We start from the raw sequence: 20,300 nt of genomic DNA, 5'->3' as shown, positions 1-20,300 counted from the left end.
GATCCGCCGGAACCGGTCGGGTCCGGCACCCACCCTGCTGGCCGAACGGGGGCGTCTCGATAACCTCGGAGGTCATGGCCGCACCGACGCCTTCGCCGCGGCCGCGCTGCGTGCGGCGGCCGCGGCGAAGGCGTGAACGGACTCAGGCGTCCAGCATGGATTCGTCCCACTCCCGGTCCAGGTCCGGGTCGGCGGCCGAGAGCACCTCGTCCAGCCGCAGCCCCAGCTCCCCGATGTTCGGCTCGGTCATCATGTTCAAGTGATCGCCCGGCACGTCGATCACGGTGAACCGGCGCGCCGCGTACTGTTTCCAGCCGTTGTCGGCGCTGTCGAACATGCTGCCGACGGTCTTGTGCGCCAGGTCGACGCCCGGCGGCAGCCCCTCGGTGGCGCGCAGCAGCGTGATGTCGCGCTCGTACGGCTCGAGCTTGTACTCCAGCATCGCGGAGTAGTTGGCGAAGAACACCTCGTAGAGCCGCCGGATCGCCTGCGGTGAGCTGTCGGCGGGCAGGATGCCCGACCGCACCGACTCCTCCAGCATCGCCGCGAACAAATCCTCGGAATTGTGCACGTCGGGCTCGAAATCGACCAGGGCGGATTGGCTTCCCCGCGCGTACCAGAGCAGTTCGAGGAAGAACCACCGGATGAGTTTCTCCTCCGGGATCGGCGTTCGCGTGCGTGCGCGCAGCGCCATCGTGTCCAGCAGCGTCACGCTGGACACCTCGTGCTCGGGGAGCCTGCGGGCCATCTCCAAGGCGACGTAGCCGCCGAACGACCAGCCCGCCAGGTGGTACGGACCCACCGGATGCACCCGTCGCACCGCCTCCAGGTACGACTCGGTCATCGCGGGAATGGATTTCTCCGGCGCGCTACCCGCGTCCGCGCCCGCCGCCTGCAACCCGTACACCGGGCGGTCCGGGTCCAGGTACCGGGCGAGAGCCAGGTAGCACAGCACGTTGCCGCCGATCGGGTGCACGAGGAACAGCGGCGGCTTGGCGCCGCCCACGCTGATCGGCACCAGCGGGTCGAACGTGCGCTGGACGTCGCCCGCCCGCACCAGGGTGGCGAGCCCGGCGGCGGTGGGCGCGCCGATGAACGCGTCCAGCGGCACGTCGACTCCCCAGCGGCGCGACAGCGCCATCACCACGCGCATCGCACCGATCGAGGTGCCGCCCGCGGCGAAGAAGTCGTCGTCCACCCCGATCGCGCGCAACCCCGCGTACTCGGCCAGCAGTTCGACCGCCGACCGCTCGTACTCGTCGGCCGGTTCCCGCCGCGCCGCCACCGAATCCGTGGCGTCCTCCCCGTAGGCGCGCAGCGTGGCGTCGTCGCGTTTGCCGCTGGGCGTGCGGGGCAGTTCGTCGAGCCAGACGAACCGCGACGGCACCATGTGCGCGGGCAGCACCGAACGCAGGTCGTGCCGCAGCGCGGCGAGGTCGGTCTGTTCGGCCGAGCCGACCAGGAACGCGATCAGCGAACCGTCGATCCCACCGAAACCGCGCGCCACCACGGCGGCCTCGGTGATGCCGGGGAACTTCTCGACCAACCCGAGGATGCACAGCTCCACCTCCGCGGGCTCCACCCGGAAGCCGCGGATCTTCACCTGACTGTCGCTGCGGCCCAGGCAGACGATGTCGCCGGAGAATAGTCGGACACCCAGGTCACCGGTGCGGTAGCGGATTCCGCCCGCGTGCGTGGCGACGAACCGCTGTGCGGTGAGCGCGGGCCTGCCCTCGTAACCGCGGGCGATGCTGCGGCCGCCGAGATAGATCTCGCCGATGACGCCGTCCGGCACCGGGCGCAGCGCGCTGTCGAGCAGTTCCACGGTGTCACCGTCGACGGCGCGGCCGATCGGCGGCAGGGCGGGGAACTCGTCGGCCGGGCCGGTCAGCGTGAACTTCGTCGCGACATGGGATTCGGTAGGGCCGTACTGGTTCTCCAGCACCAGGCCGGGAACCACCTTGCACAGCGCGCGGATCTCGTCGGTGATGCGCAGCTGTTCACCGGAGGAGATCAGCACCTTCAGTTCGGTGGGGAACATCCGCCGCCCCACGGCGGCCTCGGCGAACGCCTGCAGGGCCACATACGGCAGGAACAGCCGCTCGATGCCCTCCTCCACCACCGTGTTCAGCAGTTGCTCGACATTCGATCGCAGGTCGGCCGAACTCACCCGCAGGGTGGAACCGGCCGCGAGGGTGGTGAAGATCTCCTGGAACGACACGTCGAAACTCAACGGCGCCAATTGCAGCGTGCTCTGCAACCCGGTGCCGGTGGACGCGCGATTCTGCCAGTCCACCAGGGAGGTCAGGCCGCGGTGCGGCATCGCGACGCCCTTGGGCTCGCCGGTCGACCCGGAAGTGAACAGCACGTAGGCCACCGCGTCGGGCGAGACGTGGTCGGGCAGGGCCACCTCCGCGTCGGGCGCGGCATCGTCGAAGAGCGCGGCGGTGTCCAGGACCAAGGCGGCGTCGTCCACGATGTCGCGATAGGCGGCGTCGGCGATCACCCGGTGCGGGCGGGCGCGGTCGATCATCAGGTTCAGCCGGGCCCGCGGGTAGCTGACATCCAGTGGAACGCACGCGGCCCCGATGCGGGTCAGTGCGAGCACCAGCAGCACCAGTCGCGGGCGACGCCCCATCAGGATGCCGACCCGGTCGCCCGGCGACACTCCGAGCCCGACCAGGCGGCGGGCCAGCCGATCGGAGCGTTCGATCAGCTCGTCGTAGGTGACCGTCTCGTCGTCGCCGGCCAGGGCGACCCGGGTGGGGTTGAGCGCGGCGGCCTCGGCTACCAGCGTGCCGACGTCGCGGGCGGTGGCCGGGCCGACGCCACGGTCGATCGCCGTATCGGGGTCGGCGACGATGCCCGCCAGCATGCGCAGCTGCGTGAGCGCCACCGTCTCGCACTGCTCGGCGGTCAGCGTGTGGTCCCCGTCGACCCGCAGCCACATCCGGCCGTCGCGCGGGTCGGTCGCCGCGGTGACCAGGAGCTGGAAGTTGGTCTCCTCGCGGGCGTCGAAGTCCAGCAGGCGTACGCCGTCCAGCACCAGCATGGGCTGGAAGACGTGGTAGTTGACGAAATTGAACGCCGTCTCGAAGACCGGCCCGCCGTCGGCGAGGATCGAGCGCAGCGGGTAGCGGCGGAACGGATAGGCCTCGCGTTCCCGGCGCGCGATCTGCTCCACCGCCGCGCGCCAAGTGGTCGCCGTGCTGTCCAACCGGATCGGCAGCGTGTTGAGGAACAGCCCCGCCACCCGCTCGGCACCCGCACGGTCGGGGCGACCGTGGCTCACCACGCCGGTGGTGACGTCCGTGCGCCCGGTGAGCGCCCGCAATGCCAGGCAGTGCGCGGCCAGGTAGACCGATTTCTCCGGAACCTGGTGACGCGCGGCGAATGCCGAGACCCGCTCGGCCAGCCCGCGCGGCACCAGCGCCCGCGCTTGCGGCACGCCCGCGACCACCGGCTGGTGCACGCCGAGCGCGGTGAGCGCGGTGGGTTCGGCCCCGGCGAGGGCGGTCAGCCAGTACTCGCGGGCGGCGGTGTCGTGCGCGGCGCCCTGCTCGGCCCGCGCGTACTCGGCGAGCACGGTGGCCGGATGCGGCGTGGCCTCGATCCGGGTCCGGGTCATGCCGAGGTGGTTCAGGTAGTCCAGCAGCAGTTCCAGCACCGAGGTGGCGACGCTCCAACCGTCCAGGATGGCGTGGTGGAAGCTCAGTACCAGGTCGACGGTCGCGACCGGGTCCTGCGGACCGGGGCGGACGAACACCCGGATGGCGAACAGCGCGGCGACCGAGAAGTCGTAGTGGGCGTGCGTGCGCTCCTGGAGATAGATCTCGATCAGGTCCTCCCCGTCCGCCTCGTCCATCTCGCCGAGGTCGACGATCTCCAGCTCGTAGGGCGGCGCGACGTGCACGACCTGGAGCGGGACCGAATACCTGCTCAGCTCGAACGACGAGCGCAGCGCGGGCTGGCGCCGCACCAGCCGATCCACAGCCTCTCGGAATAGCGCTGCGTCCCAGGGGATTTCGAGTCGATAGCGGAACGCGTCCTTATAGGTGACCGAGTCGGCGCGCTCGATGCTGTGATACAGCATGCCCAGTTGCAGGGCGGTGGCCGGGAACGCGTCCTCGACCCGGTGCAGTGCGGCGCGGTCGATCAGCGGCACCGTCTCCAGGGCGGTCCCGATGTGCGCGCGGTCACCGTGGCCGCTGTCGCGCACCACACGGGCCAGCTCGGCGATGGTCGGGGCCTGGTAGAAGGCGTCCACGTCGAAGTAGAGCCCGTCGCGTTCGGCGGCGGTGCGCACGGCCAGGGCGAGGATGGAATCGCCGCCGTGGGTGAAGAAGTTGTCGTGCACGCCGATCGACTCGACGCCGAGCACCGTGCGCCAGACCCGCGCGAGCCGGGTTTCGACCGCGGTGCGCGGCTCGCCGCCGCCCGCGACCGGCTCGGCGCCGTGGCCGAGGACGAGTTGCGCGGCGAGCGCGCGGCGATCCAGTTTGCCATTGCGGGTCAGCGGGATCCGGTCCACCCGGATCAGCCGGGACGGCACCATGTAGCGGGGCAGCGTGGCCGCGAGCTGCTCGGCGATCTCCTCGCCGGAGACGTCCGCCCCGACGAAATAGCCGACCAGTTGCACGCCGTGTGCCTCCGAGACCTCGTCCACCACGGCCGCCGCACGCACGCCGGCGCAGCCGAGCATGGCGTTGTGCACCTCGCCCAACGTGATCCGGTTGCCGCGGATCTTCACCTGGTCGTCGAAGCGGCCCAGGTACTCGAGGTTGCCGTCCGGCAGCCACCGCGCCAGGTCACCGGTGCGGTACCGGCGGCGTCCCGGCACCGCGCGGTCGTCGACGAACGCCGCCGCGGTCAGCTCGGGCCTGCCCCGGTAGCCGCGAGCCACGCCGACGCCCGCGATGTTCAACTCCCCCGGCACACCCACCGGCACGCGGCGGCCGGTGTCGTCGAGCACGAGCAGATCGATGTTGTCGATGGGGCGGCCGATCGGCAGCACGTCCAGCGAGTCGCCGGGCGGGCAGTCGAAATAGGACACGTCCACGGTGGCCTCGGTCGGACCGTAGAGATTCACCAGCTGCGGCGCTGTGGCCCCGGCCGCGGCGAAGACCGCGTGGAACCGGCGCACCAGCGCCGGTGGTAACGCCTCGCCGCTGCAGAACACCCGCCGCACGCTGTCGATCCGCGCGACCGTCGCCGGATCGGCAGCGAGCTCGTCGACGAAGGCGGCCAGCATGGACGGCACGAAGTGCAACACGGTCACCGCGTGCGCGGCTATCGCCTCGGCGATGCGGCGCGGATCGCGCTCCCCGCCCGGCTCCAAGAGCGCCACCCGCGCGCCGGTGATCGCCCACCAGAAAAGTTCCCACACCGACACGTCGAAGGTGACCGGTGTCTTCTGCAGGATCACGTCCGTGGCGTGCAGGGGGTAGCGCCGCTGCATCCAGGTCAGACGGTTCACCACCGATCGGTGCTCGATCATCACGCCTTTGGGCACGCCCGTGGAGCCCGAGGTGTAGATGAGATAGCTGAGATCCGCCGGGTGCGAGACATTCTCGACGCCGCGGGCCGCGCCGATGTCGGCCACCGTGATCCGGGTGACGCCCAGCTTGTCGAAGACGGCTCGATGCCGCGGCCCCGCCGCGACGAAGCGTGCCCCGCAGTCGGCGAGCACGGTCTCGATGCGGGCGGCCGGGAAGTCCGGGTCAAGCGGCACATACGCGCAGCCCGCGCGCAGCACGCCGAAGATCGCGACGAGCATCTCCGTCGAGCGGTTCAGCACCACCGGGACGCATTCGTTGCCGGTCACGCCCAGTGCGCGCAGCTCGGCGGCGAATCCGTCGGCCAGCGCGGACAATTCGCCGTAACGCAGCGGCTGCTCTCCCGAACCCGCGACCGGTTCGATCGCGACACGTTCCGGATGCGCGGCGGCCGCCTCGACGAACAGCCGGTCGATCGTGGTGTACGGGAACTGCTCGCGCGGACCGGATTCGAACGCGGCGATGGCGGCCAGTTCCCGCGCGGGCATCAGCGGCAACGCCGAGATCGGCGCCGCGGGCCGGTCCAGCGCCGCGACCAGCAGCGCGCCGATGCCGCGCACGACCGATTCGAACGGGAAGTTCTCGTCGAAGACATCCCGGTCGTAGTAGAGCTGAAGGTTCAGCGAGCCGTCACGGGCGTGCTCGACACCGAGGATGTTCAGCGCCTCGAGCACCGTGCCCGGATTGACGATGTCGAGGGTGCCGAGAATCTTGTCGAGGTGATCCGACGGCGGCATCTTGATATAGGAGTAGGCCACGTCGAACAGCGGCGGCGCCGTGGGATCACTGCTGAGCGCACGGGCCAGGTCACCGTACGGAAAACGCTCGTAGCGCTTGAGTTCCCGGATCTGCGCGGCCACCTCGGTCGCGACCGCCGACAGCGGCTCGGCCGGGTCGACCCGGATGCGCAGGGGCACCACGTTCGTCCGGTGACCGGAGGTGCGGAAGGTCTCCGCGCTGTGCCGGTTGAGCATCGGGACCCCGATCACCACCTCCTCGGAGCGGTGGATGGTGGTCAGGTACGCGGCCAGCGCCGAGACGGTGAACGCGAAGACCGAGAAGCCGGTGGCCCGGATCCGGTCGAGGAAGGCGGGCTCCACGACCACGCGCCTGCGTCCCCGGTTCACGTTCGGGGTGCTCGCCCGGCCGGAGAACAGTGCTGGGACCACGCCTTCGAAACGGCGCACCAGCGCGTCCCGGTCGGCCACCCACTGCGGCGAGGACAGGTACTCCTCGTGCTCGGCGGCGATCTTGCGGTAGGTGGCCGCGCTGCGGTCGGTCTGCTCGGTCGCCGGGTCCGGTTCGGCGAGCTGGTCCAGCGGCAGATCCGTGCGGCTGTAGTTGTCCACCAGCGCGCTCCACAGCGCGTTCACGCCCCAGCCGTCGATCATCGCGTGGTGCATCGCCACGTAGAGATGGAAGTGGTCGGGGCCGTCGACCAGCGCCGCGATCCGGAACGGCTGCCGCGGCGGGGACGGTGTCACGTTGGCCCGGTTCACCCAGTCCCGGCGTGCCGCGGCGGGGTCGGAGGCCCAGCTGAGATCGACCAGTTCGACTTCGGGTAGCTCGTCGGACACCCACTGCCAGAAACGGCCTTCGGAGAATTCGAACCGGAGCCGCAACGCGTCGTCACCGAGCAGCGCCCTCCGCACCACCGCCCGCAACCTGGCCATATCGAAAGGCTCGTCCAGGAACGCGCAGTAGGCGTTTCTGGTCACCGGTGCCGGGGCATACCGGTAGGCGACCGACAACACGTCTCGCTGATACGCGCTGACCGGCCAGGCCTCGAGAGGTCTTTCGGAAGTAGCACTCGGTTCGGATGTCACAGTCACTCCTATCGCGACAGTCGCGGCACCGGCCGTGCGCGGATCTAACCAAGCCCACCCTGATCGCTGACACGCAAAGCTGCTACCACACTTATCCAGTTATCGATATCGCGAATCACGGCATCGGCTTTGCCGATGCCGCGACTCTGCTGTTGTATCGCGGTGTATGCGGGCCGGTCAGCAAGCCGACAGCAGCGCGCGCACGCTTTCGTCGGCCAGGCGATCGGCTCGGTCTCGCGAGACCGCGGGCTCGACGTAGCCGATGTTGAAGGACAGCTCGTTGTGTGTCGCGTTGGCGGTGGCCATGATGAAGCCGCTGACGGACATGCCGGAGACGAACTGCGCGCCCTCCAGCTGCCACGAGCCGACCTTGTCCGGGAAGGGGTAGCTGCCCAGGTAGGTCATGCAGAGATGACCCGGGCCGCGGGTGTCCATGAGTTTCACCGTGGACGCGCTGGCGGCCACCGATTTCGGCGCGGCCACCTTCAGCAGGTTCAGCGCGGACAGGTGATCGCGCCGCTGCATCCGCGCGCCGTACTCGCGCTCGATCTCGGCGGCGATCTCCCACAGCGAGGCCCACGGCGCGTACTTCGCGGGGGTGGCGATCATGCCCTGGTAGGTGCCGACCTCGGTGTCGGCGGCGGCGCCGTCGAGATGGTCGCGGAAATCGACCGAGCTGCCGACGGTGTACCAGGTGGCCTTCTCGGTGCCCGCCTCCCTGGCCGCCGCGATCAGCAGCGCGGCCGACAGCGCCGCGTGCAGGCCGACGCCGTGGCGGGCGCATCCCGCCGTGAGCGCGTCGAGCCGGTCGGCGTCGAGGCTGCGGTGCACGACCCGGCTGCGCCGCTGCGCGGGCGGCGCCAGCGAGGTGGGCTCCAGCCTGCGCGGCTTGCGCAGCTGCGACTTCTGGTCACGCAGGAAGGAACTCGCGGTGCGCAGGGCACCGCCCGCTCCTCGGAAACGCGGCGGGAACAGCTCCTCCGGCCCCGGGCGCACCGGCGCGGGCGAGAAGTCGCCCGCTTCCCCAGCGGCCACCTGGAGCACCTGCTTGGCCACCGACAGCGCGCTCTCCCCGTCGGCGATGGCGTAGTGCAGCGTGACGATCAGCTCGTTGGTGCCGTCGGTCTCCTTGATCAGCACCGCTCGGGCCAGTGGGCCGGTACGCCAGTCGAACGGCTCGCGCAGCTCCACCTCGTCGGCCTCGGCCAGCCAGTTCGTGCTGTCCTCGGATTCGATCACGCGCAGCGGAATCGGCGCCTGCACCGGCACGAAACGCGGTGCGGTGCCGTCCGGTTCGGCGGCGACCGCGACCCGCAGCAGCGGATGTCGGCGCTGCACCTCGTCCAAGCCCGCGCGGATCTGCTCGACCTCGACGTGCCCCCGGATCCGCACGCGCGACAGGATGTGCAGCGGCGCGAGCTGATCGGCGATCCAATGCCAGCGCTCGACCGGTGACAGCGGGCGCGGCAGCCGGGCGGTCGGCCCGTCCGGCGGCGGGAAGGACATCGGCTTGCCGAGCTCGCGCAGGAAGAATTCGGTGGGCGCGTGCCGGAAGTAGGTGTCGCGCACCCGCACCAGACGCGGGTCGGTGGTCTGCTCGATCTTGGCCAGCGAGGCCGACCCGTTGACGAACATGGCGGTGCGCTCGGCCCGCAGCTTCTCGTAACGGCGCAGGCCCGCAACCGGATCCAGGCAGTTGCGCAGCACGCTCGCCAGCACCACCGCGTCCTCGATGGCCGCGTTGGCGCCCTGGCCGAGACTGGGCAGCATCGGGTGCGCCGCGTCGCCGAGCAGCGTCACCCGGCCGCGGCCCCACTGCGGAAGCGGCGGGCGGTCCTGCGCGGGCACGGCCAGGATCGCCGATTCGTCGGTCTGCTCGATGCAGGCGCGCACCTCCGGCGCCCAATCGGCGTACAGGCGCAGCAGGTCTTCTTTGCCGCCCTGCCAGTTCGCGGCCTCCTCGGCGGGCAGCGTCTTGGTGCCCCACCAGTACACCCGGCCGTGGCCGATGTCGTGGATGCCGAAACGCATTCCGGTGCCCCAGAAATGCGCCGACAGACCGCGCGCGACATTGGGATGCTCGAACGGGATGCAGGCCAGCCAGCACACGAAATTGCCGGGGCGCGGCTCGGCGCGACCGTGCAGCTGGGCGCGCACCACCGAGTGGATGCCGTCGGCGGCGACGAGCAGATCGCCCTCGGCGATCCGGCCGTCGGCGAACTCGACGCGCACGTGCTCGCCGTCGTCCACGAAGCGAGTGGCTTGCGCGCCTACGAAAGTCGGTGTGTCGCCGATCGCGCGCAGCAGCACGTCATGGAGGTCGGTGCGGTGCAGCGCCACGGCGGGTGCGCCGAGCTGGGCGTCGAGCCGGTGCACCGGAAGCACTCGGATCGGGCTGCCGTCCGGGTTACAGAAGCGGAAGGTCTCCACCCGGCCGCCGAGTTCGAGCAGTTGCTCATCGATGCCGAGGCCGAGGGTACGCAGCGCGTTGATCCCGTTGGCCTGCACCGAAAGTCCGAAACCCTGGGCCCGCAGCTGCGGACCCGCTTCGTATAGTTCGACGCCGAATCCCGCATGCCGCAGGGCGGCAGCGGTGGTGAGCCCTCCGATCCCCGCCCCGAGAACGACAACCTTGATCGGACTGCTCATCGAACCTGCACTCTCATCGAACCACTCGACGGCACAGGTGCTTCCTACGACGCGGCCTGCGGGCGCCGCTGCCCGCGAACCATCGTCCCGCGAACAGCACTGACCGAGGACGTGCGTAGACCCCGGCCAGGCAGGCCGTAGGACGCCTGTGCCTGACCGTCCGGAAGCCTACCGCTACTGGGCGCGCAAGGCAGAGTTGAAGTGAGATTCACCGCATCGCGCGAATGTGAAACGCAAATGTGTTGCAATAGGGCATAATTCGCGGTCCGCGCACCCCGTTCGCCCTCGATTCCGGCCCCGCGGCGCCCTCAGAGGTAGGACGTATCGTTCACCAGACGCACCGACGACCCGCCGTCGGGATAGAACTCCGCTATCGATAGCGACGCCAGATCCAGGTGCAACCGATACAGCAGCGCGGGCCCGACGTCGAGGGCCAGCCGCAGCAGCGTCTTGATCGGGGTCACATGACTGACCACCACCAGGTTCGCGCCCGGATACCGCTCGACCAGGTCGCGCCGAACCGCGTCCACCCGCCGCTCGACCTCCACGAAGCTCTCCCCGCCGGGCGCGGCGACGGTGGGATCACCGATCCAGCGCGCGTGCAGGCCGGGGTCGCGCTGCGCGGCCTCCGCGAAGGTCAGCCCCTCCCACACGCCGAAGTCCGTCTCGATCAACCCGCCGTGGACCTCGACCGGAACTCCGAGAGCGGTGGCCGCCGCCTCGGCGGTCTCCCTGGCCCGGCCGAGCGGAGAGCTGACCACGGCGGTGATGTCGCCTTTGGCGGCGAGCATCTTCGCGGCGCGCGCGGCCTGCTCCCGGCCCAGCGGGGTGAGCGGCGGGTTGCCGCGGCCGGAATAGCGGCGCTGCAGCGACAACTCGGTCTGCCCATGGCGAAGCAGCAGCAAACGGGTGGGACGACCGGTGGCGCCGGTCCAGCCCGGGCTGTACTGCGCGGGCGTCGGCTGCGCGGCGCCGGCGTCCCTGACTTCATCGATCCAGCTCGGCAGATCGCGTTCGGTCACCGCGAGGGCCGGATCGGCGGCCTCGGCCGACCGCGTGTCCGCGGCGGCCGCACGGTCCTGCCCCGCGCCCTCGTCCATGGCCTCGTTCGCCAAGCGGTCGGCGGCGGCGTTCTCCGCGCGGGGAATCCAGGTGTAGGTCACCCGCGCGAACCCGGCGGCGAGCCTGCGGGCGCGGTCGGCCAGCGGGATCAGGGCCGCGTGCTTGATCTTCCAGCGACCGGACATCTGCTCGACGACCAGCTTGGAATCCATGCGCGCCACGACCGACTCGGCGCCCAGTTCCGCGGCCGCCTCCAATCCGGCAATCAACCCGCGATATTCGGCGACGTTGTTGGTCGCGATGCCGAGGAACTCCCGGCGCTCGGCGAGCACCCGGACGTGGTCGGCGTCGTAGACCACCGCTCCGTATCCGGCCGGGCCGGGATTGCCCCGGGAACCGCCGTCGGCTTCGATGATCACTTCGGGAAAGCTCATCGCCGGGCTTCCCCGGCGCCCGGTCGCGACCAGCTCACAGCCCCGATTCCTTGGTCCGGACCAGGATCGCGCCGCACTCGGGGCAGCGCACGACCACGTCGGGCGCGGTCTTGGCGATGCGCGCGATCTCGCCGCGGTCGAGCTCGATGCGGCACGCACCGCAGCGACGAGCCTGCAACAGCGCGGCGCCCACGCCGTGTTGTTGCCGCTGGCGGTCATAGATCGCGAGCAGTTCCGCGGGCAGCTTCGCCACCACGACGCCGCGATCGGTGTCGCAGCGGGTCTGCGCGACGTCCAGATCCGCCAGCGCCTCGTCGCGCTGTCGCTGCGCGTTCGCGAGCTCGTCCTCGGTCTTGCTCAACCGGGCGCCCGCGTGCTCGTGGTCGGCGGCGGAGGCCTCGCGCCGCTCCATCACCTCGAGCAGTTCGTCCTCCAGGACCGAGCGGCGGCGCTCCAGACTGCCCAGCTCGTGCTGGATCTCCGAAAGCTGTTTGGCGTTCACCGTTCCCGCGGTGAGCATGCCTTTGTCGCGGTCCTCGCGCTTGCGCACCGCCTCGACCTCGCCCTCCAGCTTGCGGATGTCGCGGTCGAGGTCGTCCAGCACGATCTCCACCGCCACCGCGGCGTCTTTGTGCGCGTTGCGCTCGGCCTCCAACCGGGCCACCTCCTGCTGCTCGGGCAGCACGGTGCGCCGGTGCGCGATCCGGGTCAGCTCGGCGTCGACGGAGGCGAGCCGCAGCAGCTCGGCCTGGATCGTGGGTTCGACATTCAACGCGGACAAACTCCTGGACGGGGTGGACGGGACTGGTGTTCAACCGTACCCCGCCGGACCGGCGGACCCGCGTCAGCCGCCGACGGCGCGAGTTTTGATGGCGTCGCGCGAGATGTAGACGTCGTATTCGCCGGGGACCGCGATCACCGCGTTGCCGTAGGCGGAGCGCACGAACGGCTGGGTCCACCAGCGGCCCTCGCGCATGTCGGCGAAGAAGTCGCGGTCGCCGTCGTTGAGGAAGATCTGGTTCTGCGTGGTCGCGACGCCGTCGAGGCGCTGACCGTACAACCGGCTGATCCGGTAGCCGGAATGGAAGCCCAGGGCGTTCACCCACGGTTCCAGCTCGACGATGCCCGATTGCAGCACCCACATGTCACCCTCGACCCGGTAGGTCTTGCGCTGTTCGGGGTGGTCGTCGTCGCCGTAGAGGGTGAGGTCGACGTCGAGCTGGTGTTCCTGACCCGGCACCGGCTTGGCCACCACATGGGCCGCCTTGATCTCGCCGGTCAGTCCGAGATACGTCTGCAGCAGCGTCGCTATCCACAGCAACACCGCCGCGACCAGCAACAACGCGAGTCCACCCGTCCCGCGCGCGAGCAGCGCCCGCAGCCCGACCCGGCGCGCGGCGAGCAGGCCGGACACGATCAGCGCCACACCGACGACCAGCAGCAGGATCAGCCCGATCTGCACGAGCCCGAAATCAACCGGGAAGTTCATGCGGTAGTTGTACCCCGCACGAACTACTCGATTCACCCGAAACGCCCATCCAGTTCCGGCACGGCGCGGACACGCCCCGACACGCCGTCGCCAGTTCGCCGCGGGGACAACGGCATCGGACGCGCGCCCGCGGCCCTCAGCTGGACGCGCGCACCGTCCACGGGTCGGTGCGCAAGGTGGACACCCTGGTCTCCAGGCCCGGCAAGGCGTTTCGGACGAGCGCTTCGGCCTGCGCGCACCAAGGGAATTCGGTTGCCCAGTGCGCGGCGTCGACCAGCGCCGGACCGCCCGCGCGCAGGTGCTCGTCGACCGGATGGTGGCGCAGATCGGAGGTGAGGTACACGTCGACGCCGAGCCCGGTGGCTTTGTTCAGGTAGGAGTCGCCCGCTCCCCCGCACACCGCGACGGTGTAGACATTGCGATCCGGGTCTCCGGCGGCGCGCACGCCCCACGCGGTGTGTGGCAGAGAACGGGCCACCCGATCGGTGAACGCGCGCAACGATTCCGGTTCCGGCAGCGTGCCGACCCGGCCGATGCCGAGCGACGACGGCAACTGGGCGCGTTCGCTGATGTGGTACGCCGGTTCCTCGTGGGGATGCGCGGCGCGCAGCGCGGCGAGCACGGCCGAGCGCACCGCGGTCGGGGCGACCACCTCCACCCGGTCCGCTTCGACCTGCCGGAGTTCGCCCAGCGAGCCCTCCTCCGGAGTCGCGCCTTCCACCGGACGGTACTGCCCCGTCGCGGGTACCCGCAGCGCACAGTCGCAAGACCCCCTCCCGCCCGCACCCGCGGCGAAGAGCGCGGCGAGTACGGCATCGGTGTGCGTGCGAGGCACCTGGATCACCCAGTTGTCCACGGCCGACTCGGGTTTGGCGTCCAGCGGACCGGTCACCGTGAGCCCGAGGGCTTCGGCGAGCGCGTCGGAGACGCCGGGCGCGGCGGAGTCGGCGTTGGTGTGCGCGGTGAACAGCGCACAGCCGGAACGGATCAACCGGTGCAGCAGGGCGCCTTTCGGCGTGCTCGCCGCGACGGTGTCGACGCCGCGCAGCAGCAGCGGGTGGTGCACCACCAGGGCCTGCGCGCGCCAGTCGATCGCCTCATCCACGACGGCCGCGGTCGCATCGACCGCGAACAGCACTCGGGTCAGCTCCTCGGCCGGGTCACCGCAGACCAGGCCGACCGAGTCCCACGCCTCGGCCAGCGCGGGCGGGTAGGCCGCGTCGAGCACCCCGATGAGATCCGCGAGCGTGGTCATCGTCCACCTTCCTTCACGTCGCTCCAGTACTGCCGCCCCGCGTTCGTTTCCGGAGCGGTGCGGGTTCGAGGGCTCGCCCACCGCCCGAGCGCACGGCGTCGGATCCGCGACCTCGTCGCGCAGGCCGAGGGCGCGCTCACCGTGCGTCCGCCGACCGGATCGCGGCGACCAGCCGGTCGACCTCCGCGGTGGCACGGACCGCGACGCGCAGATGATCCGGGCCGAGACCGGGGAAGGTGTCCGCGCGGCGGACCGCGATGCCCTCCGCGGCCAGATGCTTGCGCAGCAGTTCGCCGTCCGCCACGCGGAGCAGCAGGAACGGGCCTTCCGCCGGGGTGTGGACGTCGACGCCGACGCCGGTCAGGCGCTCGATCATCGCGGCGCGGTGCCCGGCGAGCGTCTCGGCTCGGCGCCCGGCTTCGGCGACGGCCGCGGGGCTCGCGGTGGCGGTGATCGCCTCCAATTGCAAGGTGCCCAGCGGCCAGTGCGGGCGCCCGTGGCCGAGCCGGTCGAGCACCTCGGGCGCTCCGAGGAAATAGCCGCAGCGCAGCCCGGCCAGCGCCCAGGTCTTGGTGAGGCTGCGCAGCACGAGCAGGTCGGGCGCGGTGTCGGCGGCCAGGGATTCCGGTTCGCCCGCCACCGCGTCGGCGAACGCTTCGTCGACCACGATGACGCGACCGGGCCTGCGCAGGGCGCGGATGGCGTCGGCCGGGTGCAGCACCGAGGTCGGGTTGGTGGGGTTTCCGAGCACCACCAGGTCGGCCTCGGCGGGCACGGCGGCGGGGTCGAGCCGGTAGGGCGGCCGTAGCAGCACCCTGGTCACGGGGACACCGGCCTCGCGCAGCGCGAGTTCGGGCTCGGTGAACGACGGGTGCAGCACCGCGGCCGATCGCGGCGCGAGGCGCGGCAGCATCGCGAACCCTTCCGCGGCGCCCGCCAACAGCAACACCTCGCCGGGAACGCGGCCGTGCCGGGCCGCGACCGCGCGGCGGGCGGCTTCGGCGTCCTCGGCGCTCGGATAGCGACCCAGATCGGACAGGCGCGCGGCCAGTCGCCGCCGCAGCCACTCCGGCGGCGCGATCCCTTGCACGTTCACCGCGAAGTCGAGCATGCCGGGGCGCGCGTCCACGTCGCCGTGGTGACGCAGTTTCGCGCGATCGACGGTGTCCTCGGCCACGAGACCACACCCTACGTGGCGGTCCCGTAGCGGGACCGGCCAGAATGGCAGGCGTGGGTCAGCTGCACGTCTCGTTCGTCTGTACCGGCAACATCTGCCGCTCTCCGATGGCGGAAAAGATCTTCGCGTCGCACCTGTACCGGGCCGGACTGGCCAATCGGGTACGGGTCAGCAGCGCGGGCACCGGTTCGTGGCACGTCGGCGCCGACGCCGACCCGCGCACCAGCGCGACCCTGCGCAAGTACGGGTACCCGACCGGCCACATCGCCGCCGTGTTCGGCGCCGAGCACAGCGACGCCGACCTGGTGATCGCCTTGGACCGCTCGCACCAGCGCGACCTGGCCCGGCTGGGCATCCCGGCCGAGCGGCTGCGGTTGCTGCGCGCCTTCGACCCGGAGGCCGACGGGCAGGACGTGGCCGACCCCTACTACGGCGACGCGGCCGACTTCGAACTCGTGCGCGCCCAGATCGAGGCCGCCGTCCCCGGCCTGCTCGACTGGGTGCGCGCCGAACTGGCCGCCGAACCGCCCGATCCCCGCCTGCTCGCCGACGAGCGATTCTGATGCGCAGGCTCGCCTTCCTCCTGCGTCCCAGCTGGCTGATCCTGGCGGTGCTGGTCGCCGCGTTCGCCTACCTGTGCTTCACCGTGCTCGCGCCGTGGCAGCTCGGCAAGAACACGGCCACCTCGCACCGCAACCAGCTGATCGCCGACTCGGTGAAGGCCGAGCCGGTCGACGTCACCGCCGTGCTCGCCGAGTCGGGCGGCGGCACGCCCACCGAGTGGCGGCGCGTCACCGCCTCCGGCAGTTATGTCCCGGACTCGACGGTGCTGGTGCGGCTGCGCCACCTCGACGGCGCTCCGGGGTACGCGGTGCTGGCCACCTTCCGGTTGGACGACGGCCGGGTGCTGCTCGTCGACCGCGGGCTGGTGTCGGCGGTGGACGGCACGCGCCCGCCGCGGATTCCCGAGCCGCCCGCCGGACCGCAGCGCATCGAGGCCCGCGTCCGGATGTCCGAGGGCGTCACGCCCGGCAAGGACCCGAGCGTCCAGGACGGTTACCGCCAGGTGTACTCCATCGACACCACCCAGGAGTCGGCGGTCCTCGACCAGCCCCTGACCACCCTCCCGACCGGCGACCGCGGCGGCTACCTACAGCTGAGCGAAAACCAACCGGGCGTGTTCACCCCGACTCCGCTGCCCCAGCTCGACGCGGGCCCCTACCTGTCCTACGGCCTCCAGTGGCTCGCCTTCGGCATCATGGCGCCGCTGGGCCTCGGCTACTTCGTCTACGCCGAGATCCGGGAACGAAGAAAGGAAAAGGCCGCCGCCGCACAACCCTCCGGCACAAGGTCTCCCGTCGAACCACCCGGGTCCGAGCCGAGCCCGGCGACCACGCCGCCCCCACCCGCCGCACCGACCACGGAAGCTCGCCTCGCCGACCGTTACGGCCGCGGGCGCGGCTGACCCCGGCGGCTCGAGGCCACAACCCCGGCTTCGCGGCTTCCGGTCGCAGCAGACCCGCGCCCGGCACCCCTCGCGGCCGCAGCTCCGCCCCGCTGCTCCGGGAGCCGCAGCCCATCGCGAGCTCGATGTCCACGGCCACCGCCGATCCCTGCCCCGGCGACGCAACCGGACCGCGCGGACCCGCGTGAAACCGATCAGCGCCTGATCGCGGCGGCGGCGGCGGCCAGCAGGGTGGCGGCGAGTTGCACGGCCTCGGAGAGGCGGACCGCGCGGCGCAGGTCGTGGACGGTGGGGGCCGGGCCGTCGCCGAGGACGGGCCGCAGTTCCACGCCGTGCGGGTACTGCGTGCGGCCGCCGAGTCGAACGCCCAGCGCCCCGGCCATCGCTGCTTCGACAACGCCGGCATTGGGGCTGGGGTGCTCGGCGGCGTCCCGTCGCCAAGCGTCGAGAGCCGCCGCGGGCCGTCCGCCGATCATGGGCGCGAGGGCGGCGGTGAGCAAACCGGTGAGGCGCGCCGGAATCAGATTGGCCACGTCGTCGACGCGCGCGGCGGCCCAGCCGAAACGCCGGTAGCGCTCGTTGCGGTAGCCGATCATCGCGTCGAGCGTGTTGACCGCGCGATAGCCGAGCAAACCCGGTACACCCGCCACGGCGCCCCAGACCACGGGGGCCACTGCCGCGTCGGAGGTGTTCTCGGCGATGGACTCCAGGGCCGCGCGGGCGAGGCCGTCGGCGTCGAGCGCCTGCGGATCGCGGCCGCACAGCGAGGGCAGCAGCGCGCGAGCGCCTTCCACGTCGCCGTCCGCCAACCGGTCGGCCATCGCATGGCCGGTCCGGGCCAAACTGCGTCCACCCAGGACGGTCCAGGTCGCCACCGCGGTCGACACCACCCCGCCGCGCCGCACGGCCATGCCGAGACCGGCCACCGCGCCCACGGCCAGCGCCTCGTGCACCAGCCCCGCCGCGCGCCGGTCGGCGTAGGTCACCGATTCCAGAGCCGTCACCGCGGAACCGAATCCGGCCACCGGATGCCATCGCCGCGGATCGCCGAACGCCCGGTCGAGCGCGAATCCGAGCAGCAGCCCGATCGCGGTGGAGGTCCCCTTCTGCACCCGGCGAGGTTATCGGGTGGGCGGGCGGTCCTGCGCACACGGCTCACCGCTCGAACCCATGTCACACTCTGTTCCCCTGCGTCGTCGACCTGGTGACGCACCATAGACTCCCCCAGTAGGGGCCGAACCACGAACGGGCGAACAGAGTGACCTCCCAGCAGCCTTCCCGCGAGCCTCTCGACCAAGCCGAGCTGGCCCGGCAGTTCGAGGAGCACCGGCCGTATCTGCGCAGGCTCGCCTACAGCACGTTGGGCAGTCTCAGCGACGCCGACGACGTGGTGCAGGAGGCGTGGTTGCGGTTGCAGCGCCAGTACGAGGCGGGCGCGGCGGGCGAGATCGATAACCTGCGCGCCTGGTTGTCCACCGTCACCGGCCGGCTCGCCCTCGACCACCTCGGTTCCGCGCGCGTACGCCGCGAACAGTACGTGGGCGAATGGCTGCCGGAGCCGGAGGTGACCACCTGGGACGACCCCGCCGACCGGATCACCCAGGACGAGCGGGTCACCACCGCGCTGCTGGTTGTGCTGGAGTCCCTGTCACCGGCCGAGCGCACCGCGTTCGTGCTCCAGGACGTCTTCGGCATGAGCGGGCCGGAGGTCGCCGAAGTGGTCGGTCGCACCCCGGCCGCGGTCCGCCAGCTCGCCTCCCGGGCGCGCAAGCACGTCGAGAGCGGCACGCCGCGCTTCCCGGCCTCGCCCGACGAGCAGAAGAAAGTGGTCTCGGCCTTCGCGCTGGCCTGGCGTTCCGGCGATCTCAGCGCGCTGCTCGGCGTCCTGGACTCGAACGTGAGCCTCACCGCCGACGGCGGCGGCAAGGTGCCCGCGATCCGGCAGCCGGTGCACGGCGCCGAACTCGTGGCCAAGCTGCTGCTCGGTTGGTACCACGCGCCGTCCGCCACGGGCGCCTGGGGTCGCGCGGTGCTGGTCAACGGCCAGCCCGGGCTGGTGGTCTTCGACGGCACCCACGCGGGCGTCTTCTCCTTCACCGTCGACGACGGCCGCATCGTGGCGATCGACGTGGTCCGCAACCCGGACAAGCTGCGCGACCTGCCCACCAGCGGCGAGCCCGACTGGTATCTGGGCGAGGGCCGCGACGAGCGGGAGTAGTCAGCCCGCGACGCCGAGCGGCCGCGAATATCCGTGCGCGGCGGCGACTTCCGCCGACAGCAGCCGCCCGGCGTCCGCGGTGAGCCCGTGCGCGAGATCGGGGTGCTCGGCGCATGCCTCCTTCCAGCCGAGGTCGGCGATCGCGCGCACGTAGGGCAGGGTCGCGTTGGTCAGCGCGATCGTGGAGGTGTGCGGCACCGCTCCGGGCATATTGGCGACGCAATAGAACAGCGCGTCCGCTACCCGGAAGGTGGGCTGGGCGTGCGTCGTCGGGTGCGCGGAGGCGAAGCAGCCGCCCTGGTCGATGGAGATGTCCACCAGCACCGCGCCGGGGCGCATGCCCGCGACGAGGTCGTCGGTGACCAGTCTCGGCGCGCGCGCACCCGGGACAAGCACCGCGCCGATCACCAGGTCGGCCGACAGCACCGCACGCCGGATCTCCGTGGCGTTCGACGCGACGGTGGTGACCCGCCCGTCGAAGCGGGCGTCGAGTTCGCGCAACCGGTGCAGGTTGGTGTCGAGCACGCTGACGCGCGCGCCCATGCCCACCGCCACCGCGGCGGCGTTCGAGCCCGCGACGCCGCCGCCGAGCACCACCACCTCCGCCGGACGCACACCGGGGACGCCGCCGGGCAGCAGTCCCGCGCCACCCAGCGGCGCCATCAGGTGATACGCGCCGACCTGGACGCCGAGTTTGCCCGCGATCTCGCTCATCGGCGCCAGCAGCGGCAGCGAGCCGTCGGCGGCGCGGACCATCTCGTAGGCGATGGCGGTGATCCCCGAGCGCAGTACGGCGTCGGTGCATTCGCGCGAGGCGGCCAAGTGCAGGAAGGTGAACAGCACCTGCCCGCTACGCAGCCGCGGATACTCCTGCGCGATCGGTTCCTTGACCTTCAACACCAGCTCGGCTTCCCGCCACACTCGGTCGGCGTCCGGGACCAGACGCGCCCCCGCCGCGGCGAAGTCGGCATCGGGGAACCCCGATCCGACGCCCGCGCCCGCCTGCACCAGCACCTCGTGCCCGTGCCCGGCCAGTTCCCCGGCACCCGCCGGAGTCAGGGCTACCCGGAATTCCTGCTCCTTGACCTCCCGTGGTACTCCGATCCTCATATCGCCATCGTGGCCCCGCCACGGTGCCCGCGCCACGAGCGACGCGCCGGTAGCGCACGC

At 71.4% G+C, this 20,300-nt stretch carries 12 protein-coding genes; 3 read left to right on the top strand and 9 right to left on the bottom strand.

Annotation, left to right across the window (positions count from 1 at the left end):
• Window positions 1-142: 142 nt before the first annotated feature.
• The 7 genes from HOV91_RS03975 to cobC form a co-directional block, all read right to left on the bottom strand.
• Complete coding sequence (locus HOV91_RS03975) at window positions 143-7,381, bottom strand: non-ribosomal peptide synthetase (RefSeq protein ID WP_312884456.1); 7,239 nt, start codon at window positions 7,379-7,381, stop codon at window positions 143-145.
• A gap of 177 nt (window positions 7,382-7,558) precedes the next feature.
• Window positions 7,559-10,030: an FAD-dependent monooxygenase gene (locus HOV91_RS03970; RefSeq protein WP_174184053.1), complete on the bottom strand. Its 2,472-nt coding sequence runs from the start codon at window positions 10,028-10,030 to the stop codon at window positions 7,559-7,561.
• A gap of 308 nt (window positions 10,031-10,338) precedes the next feature.
• The gene (locus tag HOV91_RS03965; protein WP_174184052.1) at window positions 10,339-11,526 is read right to left on the bottom strand and encodes a bifunctional RNase H/acid phosphatase; all 1,188 of its coding nucleotides are present in this window, start codon (window positions 11,524-11,526) and stop codon (window positions 10,339-10,341) included.
• 34 nt (window positions 11,527-11,560) lie between these two features.
• Window positions 11,561-12,298 (bottom strand): zinc ribbon domain-containing protein, encoded by a 738-nt coding sequence (locus HOV91_RS03960; protein ID WP_174184051.1) that lies wholly within the window; start codon window positions 12,296-12,298, stop codon window positions 11,561-11,563.
• Between the two features lie 72 nt (window positions 12,299-12,370).
• Window positions 12,371-13,015, bottom strand: coding sequence for a hypothetical protein (locus HOV91_RS03955; protein WP_174184050.1), 645 nt, complete (start codon window positions 13,013-13,015; stop codon window positions 12,371-12,373).
• A 136-nt stretch (window positions 13,016-13,151) separates the two neighbouring features.
• A complete protein-coding gene (locus HOV91_RS03950) occupies window positions 13,152-14,270 on the bottom strand; it encodes a Nif3-like dinuclear metal center hexameric protein (RefSeq protein WP_174184049.1) in 1,119 nt (372 codons plus the stop codon).
• A gap of 136 nt (window positions 14,271-14,406) precedes the next feature.
• Entirely contained in the window at window positions 14,407-15,447 is a 1,041-nt protein-coding gene (gene cobC / locus HOV91_RS03945; RefSeq protein WP_174184048.1) for an Rv2231c family histidinol phosphate aminotransferase CobC, read from the bottom strand.
• Window positions 15,448-15,491: 44 nt separating this feature from the next.
• Between cobC and HOV91_RS03940 the strand changes: the two genes are divergently transcribed.
• A complete protein-coding gene (locus tag HOV91_RS03940; protein ID WP_174184047.1) occupies window positions 15,492-16,010 on the top strand; it encodes a low molecular weight protein-tyrosine-phosphatase in 519 nt (172 codons plus the stop codon).
• Window positions 16,010-16,912, top strand: coding sequence for an SURF1 family cytochrome oxidase biogenesis protein (locus tag HOV91_RS03935; RefSeq protein WP_174184046.1), 903 nt, complete (start codon window positions 16,010-16,012; stop codon window positions 16,910-16,912). Before HOV91_RS03940 ends, HOV91_RS03935 begins: the two co-directional genes overlap by 1 nt.
• Window positions 16,913-17,106: 194 nt before the next feature.
• Here HOV91_RS03935 and HOV91_RS03930 read toward each other — a convergent pair whose 3' ends face one another.
• A complete protein-coding gene (locus tag HOV91_RS03930) occupies window positions 17,107-18,024 on the bottom strand; it encodes a cobalamin biosynthesis protein (protein ID WP_174184045.1) in 918 nt (305 codons plus the stop codon).
• Window positions 18,025-18,170: 146 nt separating this feature from the next.
• Here HOV91_RS03930 and sigJ point away from each other — a divergent pair, with 146 nt between their 5' ends.
• Window positions 18,171-19,130: an RNA polymerase sigma factor SigJ gene (sigJ, locus tag HOV91_RS03925; RefSeq protein WP_174184044.1), complete on the top strand. Its 960-nt coding sequence runs from the start codon at window positions 18,171-18,173 to the stop codon at window positions 19,128-19,130.
• Here sigJ and ald read toward each other — a convergent pair whose 3' ends face one another.
• Window positions 19,131-20,240: an alanine dehydrogenase gene (ald, locus tag HOV91_RS03920; RefSeq protein ID WP_174184043.1), complete on the bottom strand. Its 1,110-nt coding sequence runs from the start codon at window positions 20,238-20,240 to the stop codon at window positions 19,131-19,133. It abuts the gene before it with no gap.
• Window positions 20,241-20,300 lie beyond the last annotated feature (60 nt).

The sequence above is a fragment of the Nocardia barduliensis genome (assembly GCF_013315795.1).
In the GTDB taxonomy this organism is placed as follows: Bacteria; Actinomycetota; Actinomycetes; order Mycobacteriales; family Mycobacteriaceae; genus Nocardia; species Nocardia barduliensis.
The sequence above is the reverse complement of the archived record's forward strand: the minus strand, read 5'-3'. Positions and strand labels throughout refer to the sequence as shown.